This is a genomic window from Candidatus Stygibacter australis (assembly GCA_030765845.1).
Classification (GTDB): domain Bacteria; phylum Cloacimonadota; class Cloacimonadia; order Cloacimonadales; family TCS61; genus Stygibacter; species Stygibacter australis.
In genome coordinates this window covers 1-7,291 of record JAVCDJ010000098.1, presented here as the reverse complement: position 1 = coordinate 7,291, position 7,291 = coordinate 1, and the positions used below count along the sequence as shown (strand labels likewise).

At 33.3% G+C, this 7,291-nt stretch carries 3 protein-coding genes; 1 reads left to right on the top strand and 2 read right to left on the bottom strand.

Translation table 11 applies throughout. The features are described from left to right. Positions 1 to 546 (top strand): hypothetical protein (locus RAO94_05350; protein ID MDP8321755.1); only part of this gene is annotated, 546 nt, incomplete at its 5' end. 2 nt (positions 547 to 548) lie between these two features. On the opposite strand, the gene RAO94_05345 is transcribed toward RAO94_05350, so the two are convergent. Then, positions 549 to 2,606 (bottom strand): right-handed parallel beta-helix repeat-containing protein, encoded by a 2,058-nt coding sequence (locus tag RAO94_05345; protein MDP8321754.1) that lies wholly within the window; start codon positions 2,604 to 2,606, stop codon positions 549 to 551. A gap of 75 nt (positions 2,607 to 2,681) precedes the next feature. Beyond that, positions 2,682 to 7,291: C25 family cysteine peptidase (locus tag RAO94_05340; GenBank protein MDP8321753.1), on the bottom strand; the 4,610-nt coding region annotated here is incomplete at its 5' end.

The window sequence follows — 7,291 nt, the reverse complement described above, 5'->3', positions numbered from 1 at the left end:
CATTCTCACCTGGAAAAACGTCAGACAACTGTGATTTATTATATTCGTGTGAAAAAAGAACCTTTGCGAACTGTTTATCCACCTATGCATCACTGGAGTATTATTAATGAAATTTATGAATATGGCAAATTCAACAGGAAGATCGAAAAAATTACAGATTTTAAAAGTATTGAAATTCCTGAGTCTTCGGTGGTGGAAATTCAAGCTTCTCCGGATGTAAGCATTGCCATGATTTCTGTAAAGAAATTTGGTAAAGATATTGAGAGCATAATAAAACATCATCTTCATGATCTGTGTTTAAATAAGATTGAATGCATTTATCTGGATTTACCTTTATCCGAACCGGCTGTAGCAGTTTATTGTGCTGCTCTGGAAGTCTTTGGTTTTTTCTTTGCGTGTGTAATTCCTGAACTTCAAAATGGAGACGTGCTGCGTCTTCAATATTTGAATAATGTTCAAATCGATCCTTCTACCGCAGTCATTGTCTCGGATTTTGCTAAGAAAATGTATAATTATATTTTAACTGAAGGTCAATCATTGCTGTAATATTATTTTAGTAGGATCATCTTTCTCGTCTTTTCGAAATCCCCGGATTTCAATTTATAGAAATAAATCCCGCTTCCAACCGGTTGGTTATTATTATCGGTTCCATCCCAAATTACTGAAGATTGATTATTGAATATTGAATATTGTCTAATTTGTTGTCCTTTGATATTATAAATTATCAACTCCATGCTCTCCGTGGTTAAATTGAAATAGATTGTTGTTGTTGGATTGAAGGGGTTGGGGTAATTTGATAATTGAAAATCCAAAAATGGTAATTGAAAATCTTCCGCTGAAACCAAAGCTTCCAGTTCAAAATTAATTTCTGTAAAGATTCCTTCCATTATTTCAATATCAGGAATTATTACTTCCTCATATCCTTCCAAATAAGCATGCAATTCGTAAATTCCGGGCAAGAGTTTCATCTCATAATATCCGGTTGTATCAGGAAAAGCTATTGTGTCATCTACATCGATCTCTGTAAATGGTAAAAAATTGTAATTGCTATTTGTGTTAACATATCCTTCGATTCCACCCATCAAAGGCTGTGAACCAAACTCATAACAACCCATATCGATTATAGGAATACCATTATTATCTCCATCCCAGATTCGATATAAAAAATCCAGGTCATACGACGGTAAAAAAAGACCTGTTGTATCCTCTGTTCCTGTATCGATACACGGACTTAATTCTGATAAATGGTAATCACCATTTACAGGATCTATTAATAAGGGATCATCTGTGATATTACCTCCAAGATCATTATAATTGGAAGGCATAACTGAAAGTGGAGCAGTAAAACAATTGTTACCTGAATTTATTGTAACATTTGGATTACCTGAATAAATACTATAATCTTCGATATCAAAAAAAATGTTATTGAATAATTCACAATTAGCAGAGATGTATAGACCCTTCTCACTACCTGCAATTATATTATTAATTACATAAGATGTATTATCTGAACCTGTAGCATATATCCCTTCTCCTTCATTGTTTATTATCAGGTTATTCATTATAGAAGAATTATTATCGAAGTTGCGAATACCACGATATGAATTGTTAGAAATTATATTATTTTTGATTATACAATTATTATCTGATAAAGTTATTCCCGTTCTTCCATTTGTAATAATGTTTTCATACGCTTCTACTTTAAAACCTGCTCTAATTCCGTTTAGGCAACTATCTATATAATTTTGTTTTATAACAACTTCAAAATCATCTGTTTCCCACGCATTCACATTTATTGCATTAGTGCAGCTTGTAAAATTATTTTTATACACATATACAGGACTGCTCAGAAAATCAATAGCATAATTGCAATTACTAAATGTGTTATATGCTATTGATGTAATGGATGAGATATTTACTTCATAGAAGTATATACCGCTACAATTAGTAAATTGATTGTAAAAAATATATGGCATTATACCAATATTTTCTTCAATATAAATTCCAATCCCAGGTGCTATATTATTCTCATCACTTGTAAAATAGTTATGATATATAAGCGGTTCACTATCATAAAAACCATGAATACCATATTTGAAGTTCTTGAAATAACAATTAGAAATAGTTACTCGGGCATTGCTTAAAGATACACCTCCCCAATACCAGTCGCCAGCGAACATTAACCTGATGTAATAGGAATATTCAATCATGCAATGTTTAAGGATAGAATCGTCCTCACTCAAATAATTAAAAATGATCACTCCCCACCTGCGGTCTGTTTCTTCACAATTCTTGGTGAAAATAATACTGTCCTGTGCTGTTCCTTCAGCTTTCAGTTTCCCGCTTACTTTCATAAACTTTGCTTCTGTATAGCCATCACCATATTCATAATCACCATAAGGATATGTGGATGTATTAAATTTAACGATTGTTCCCGGAAGAATGGTAAGAGTTATATTGGCATCAACGAAGATATTATCAACAACGATATAAGGATTATTTTCCGGGCTCCAGGTTGTATCTTCTGAAATATGCCCTTGAACATCAGTAGGGAAAAGATTTAAAGATAAAAGAATAAAGATGAAAGGAAAAAGTACTTTTTTCATTATTTCACCACCTCACCCTGAATCCCTCTCCTCTGAGGAGAGGGACTTTAAGGATGATACAAAAAAAGCAAAAGGTTACTTGAGAAGCAACATTTTTTTTATTGCTGTTTCTTTGCCTGCAGAAAGCTTGTAGAAGTAAATTCCTGAAGCAATCGGTTTATTATTGCTATCCATTCCATTCCAGATTACAGATTGAGTTCCTTTTTCAAAATTTCCAGCTAATAATGTTTTTATCTTTTGTCCTTTAATGTTGTAAATAGAAATGTTAACTTTTGAATCTTGTGGAAGATCGAATGAGATAGTGGTTTCAGGATTAAACGGATTGGGATAGTTATTCGCTCTCAGTTTAATTAATGGAGGGTCTTCAGGAGATAAAATATCATGTAATTCAAGTTCGAGTTCTCTAAGCATTTCCATAAATTCTGTGAAATCTTTTAGTTTTACCGAACAAACGGGTAAACCACGACCAGACTGGTTTTGTTCCAGTGCTTTCAGGTAATAATAACCTTCGTCTATCGTTGCATAGATAAGTTCTTCCGGAGTAGGAGGATCATTAATAATAAATTCGCACCTGGGAAGAACTTCTGTATAATCTTGATCCTGGGCATAAGTTTGAGAAATGACGTTGTACATAACTTGTTCTTGAGATGCCGGTAAGGAAAGCCCTTCTATATAATTCCTGAGTTCAGTAAAATCATTGCCGGCAAATTTTTCCAGGAACAAAAGCCAGTTAAGAGAGCAGGAAACATAATAATCTTCTTCAGGATAATCTGATATTAGATTCTTCAAGTCGATTTTTGCTTCCTCATAATCTCCGGCAATAATTTTACTTTGTGCCGTATCATAAGCAGTACGAGGATCATGTGGTACTTCACTGAAATTAAAAGTATTGTATTCAGGATAAAACCTTTCAGTATATCCCGGGTCATTTGAGTTCAGGAAGAAATTACCCCACATCGGGATCTGCCGCATACCCGGTTCAAATCCGCTCACCCATAAGAGGAAATGATCAGTGTAGCCACCATCCACTTCATCATATATGGTATTCATTCCCTGGGTATAATTGACAGGATCATCTTTATGCATATAAGGAAATGAATCGTATGCAGCCATAATTTCTACACCATTATTTAGATACCCGGGTAATGGATTTCCATTATTCTGGATTGTACAATCCTTCAGCTTTGAAACTGCATTATGGTCAGCCATAAATCCATGATATCGATTCAGTTCAATCAAACAATTATCAAATATTACAGAAGCTTGATACAAGTGAACTCCAAAACAAATATTTTCATAAATATCTGTATTTTTAATTTCTGATTGCCCCTGCAAGCTTGGATAATACATAGCCAGTCCGCCACCATTGTTATGAATATCACAATTTTCAATTAGACAATTAGTACTGAAAGTAAAAATCGGAGCTCCTATATTCTGGCTGATATCACACCTGAATTCATTTTCTCCTATTAATTCAAATGAAGCAAGTTCTCTTACTAATATTACACCGGAATTTGTAAAATTACAGTTCTTCATTTTCACCTGCATATCTGCATCATCGTCAGAAAATTCCAGTTGACTAGTATAAGAGAAATCACAATTTTCTATCAAAATATCATCCTCATAATAATTCTTAAATGTGATTCCTTTCCAAAATGTTGGTGGGTTTGAGGAGGTAATAGTAACTCGTTCTTCAGGAGATCCGTTAATAGAAAAATCACTTCCGTCCTGAATTATGATGCGGTCTCCACTTGTAGTATTACCAAGAATAGTTGCTCCAGCTTCTACAAGGAATGAAGAATTTTCGATGAATTCTACACTGCTGCCATCTCTTAAATCTAAAGTTCCATATAATTCAATATGACTACCTTCCAAAACAAAAAGATTTGAATTTTCGAGTATTAATGTACCATAGATTCTTAATGTTGAGTTACTATTTATTTGTAAACCATCATTAACAATTAAAGTCCCATAAACATCATTATATAAACCGTTTTCAATATAGAGATGATCGAGTTCAACTGTTTGCCCTGCAGGAATATTCATGGTTCCTTCCTGTCTATTTTTTCCTGTAGTGAAGAAAATAGCCATTTCATTTTCCAGCTCTTTTGCTGCATCAGGATAGATATTGAAATATGTATATTGTAATCCAATTGACTGAGTGTGGTCTTCTAATCCAATACTGGAATAGCAAAATAGTACATCATCATTGTTTATGTGTTTATATTGCATTTTAATCAAGCCATCAGATGACAAAGTAGGATAATAGGCAGGATCAAATAGAATTACCTGGAAAGTTTCTTGAGCAAGTGTATTATAACTATTTGCAAAATAATTCCATTCAATGATAAATCTATGATACATATCGTCATAAAAATAACTGGCGTTACTTGTACCTTCGATATAATCCATCTCATCCCAGAAAGCTGCAATCATTGGGCTCGGTCCTAAAGGTCCCGGCAGTGGAGAATTAAAAAAGGCTGCTTCATCTTGATCACCAAAACTTATAAATCCAGCAGATGAAACAGTTAGCTTATTATCATATTCGATTCCATAAAATGAAAAATTGAATGGAAGATTAATTGCTTGATTATAAGCTCCCAGATCATTCGGACCCGGTTCTTGGTTTATTTCAGTTAATGGAGTACCGATTACATTAATTTCTATCCATTCATATACAGGAACATCATCATATCCAATATCTCCGTCATCATAACATAAATAGCCATAAGTATCAGGTCCCAGTGGATCATCAACATCTGGTATTCCCACAACTAGTGGAATACTTAGACTCTTGAATAACGTTTGATAAGTTAAATCCACATAAATTTCTAATGTTAGGTTGAATACAGCACCAGGTATAATAGATTCATTTGCTGTTATTGTGTAATAATCATTTGTTACACCTGTCAATCCCGGCTCTATTGGACTATAATTCCCATATTCATCTTCTATTATTAAATCGTCATAATTGCCAATCAACTTTGTAAAAAAACCAGGCGTTGTAATTTCTCCAGTATTTTGTAATGAAATTGTAATGTCATGAGTACCGTTGGGAAAAACATTATTGTTGATCTCAACAAATTCAGTCTCATATCCTGTAATTGGTAAAACAACAATCCCATAATAAGTATGATTGTTGTCATCTTGTATTACAATATCAAGATTTGCATTTTCATCAGGGCAGTTCAAACCGATTGAAACCACAAAATAATCACCGGGAGCTGCTATTTCTCCCGGGGCTATATTTCCATAACTTGCTGAACCATTGATTACGCTGATATTAGGATGTTCAGTGCTTATTTCTGCGGTGATATTTTCTGCTGTAACGCTGCCGAAATTCTTAAGAATAATAACTAATTCTATTTGTTCACCGGGGTTTGCCAATCCGTCTCCGTTTCCTATTGAATTTCCAGAATTATCATCATCAATAACCAAGCTGTTAAAATTAACTGAAAATTCTTCTTCAACTATAGTGAAATTTCCTAGATGAGGAGTATAATTATGCTTTGTAGCAGTTACTAATACTACACCGGTTGTAAAGGCAATATATGGAATTTGAACATCTCCATTTTCATCTGTGTAATATGTTTCAAATATCTCATCATCACCAGTTACCGTCTGTTTTAATAAGCAAACCAAAACACTGTCTAAAGGTTCTATATTAGAATTAGTGATGTTAAATTCAATATAATTATCACCGAGAGTTTTAGTTAATGGATAATCATCTACAATCATTTCCATTGGTACATCTGTCCATAATTCTATGGTTGGGTCTCCAAAAAGGTTATTCCATAAAATTGTGTCCGTTAAATAAGCAGGATTTGTAGGAAAAGCTGTCTGTAATGCGACTTGACCTTTCAACAATGCACCACCAAATGAATAGACTTGATCATTAAAAATGCCGGAAGATATTCCAGCTGAGAGGTGATTATTATAAACTGTAATTGTACCTCCAGAACTTGATCCAATAAACGCTATTGCTCCTTCCGGATGAGTAGAGTGTCCTGCTGTGAGAAATAAAGGACCGAATCCATCATCACCATATTGACCAGTATCACAAGTAATTGCAGAAATAAACGGTAGCATATCTCCATTACCTAATGAGTTAATCCAATTAATATTTATGTTACTAAAATGATTATCTCCCATGTAATTGAAAAAACTAATACCATATTCAAATTCCCACCATAACTGATTCAAACTTGGATCAATTAGAAAATCTATGTTATAATTAGAGTTCTCATTTGGAATGATTGATTGAATATACTGATTTGTTGTAATTTTACTATGAACATATGACCTGTCATCATAATATGGATCACTAACTAATAAGACATTTTCTATCCATGTATCGGTTGTGTTACGTTCAGTTTCGTAATCTATAATTTTATTGATGATAGTTCGATTATCAGATATATTATTACTAAATGGTAATCTTCCTATCATAATATCAGGAAGATAATCATCACTCATCAGTACGTATAGTTGATCAGATTCGTTATTATTAATAAAACCTGGAGGGATACTATAACTGCTATTGAAACTACCATCTCCAATTAAGCAAATGTATTCTGGAGGATTATCCCAGTTTTCATATGCATCTACTATATAAGCTTTTATTTCGGTAAAAGTTATACCTCCATATATAGGTCCAATTACTGTTTCAGCATCAATTGAAACAA

What these genes read in the sequence shown, in the direction of transcription:
- RAO94_05345 (MDP8321754.1), bottom strand. Translation starts at nt 2,606, where the DNA reads ATGAAAAAAGTACTTTTTCCTTTCATCTTTATTCTTTTATCTTTAAAT.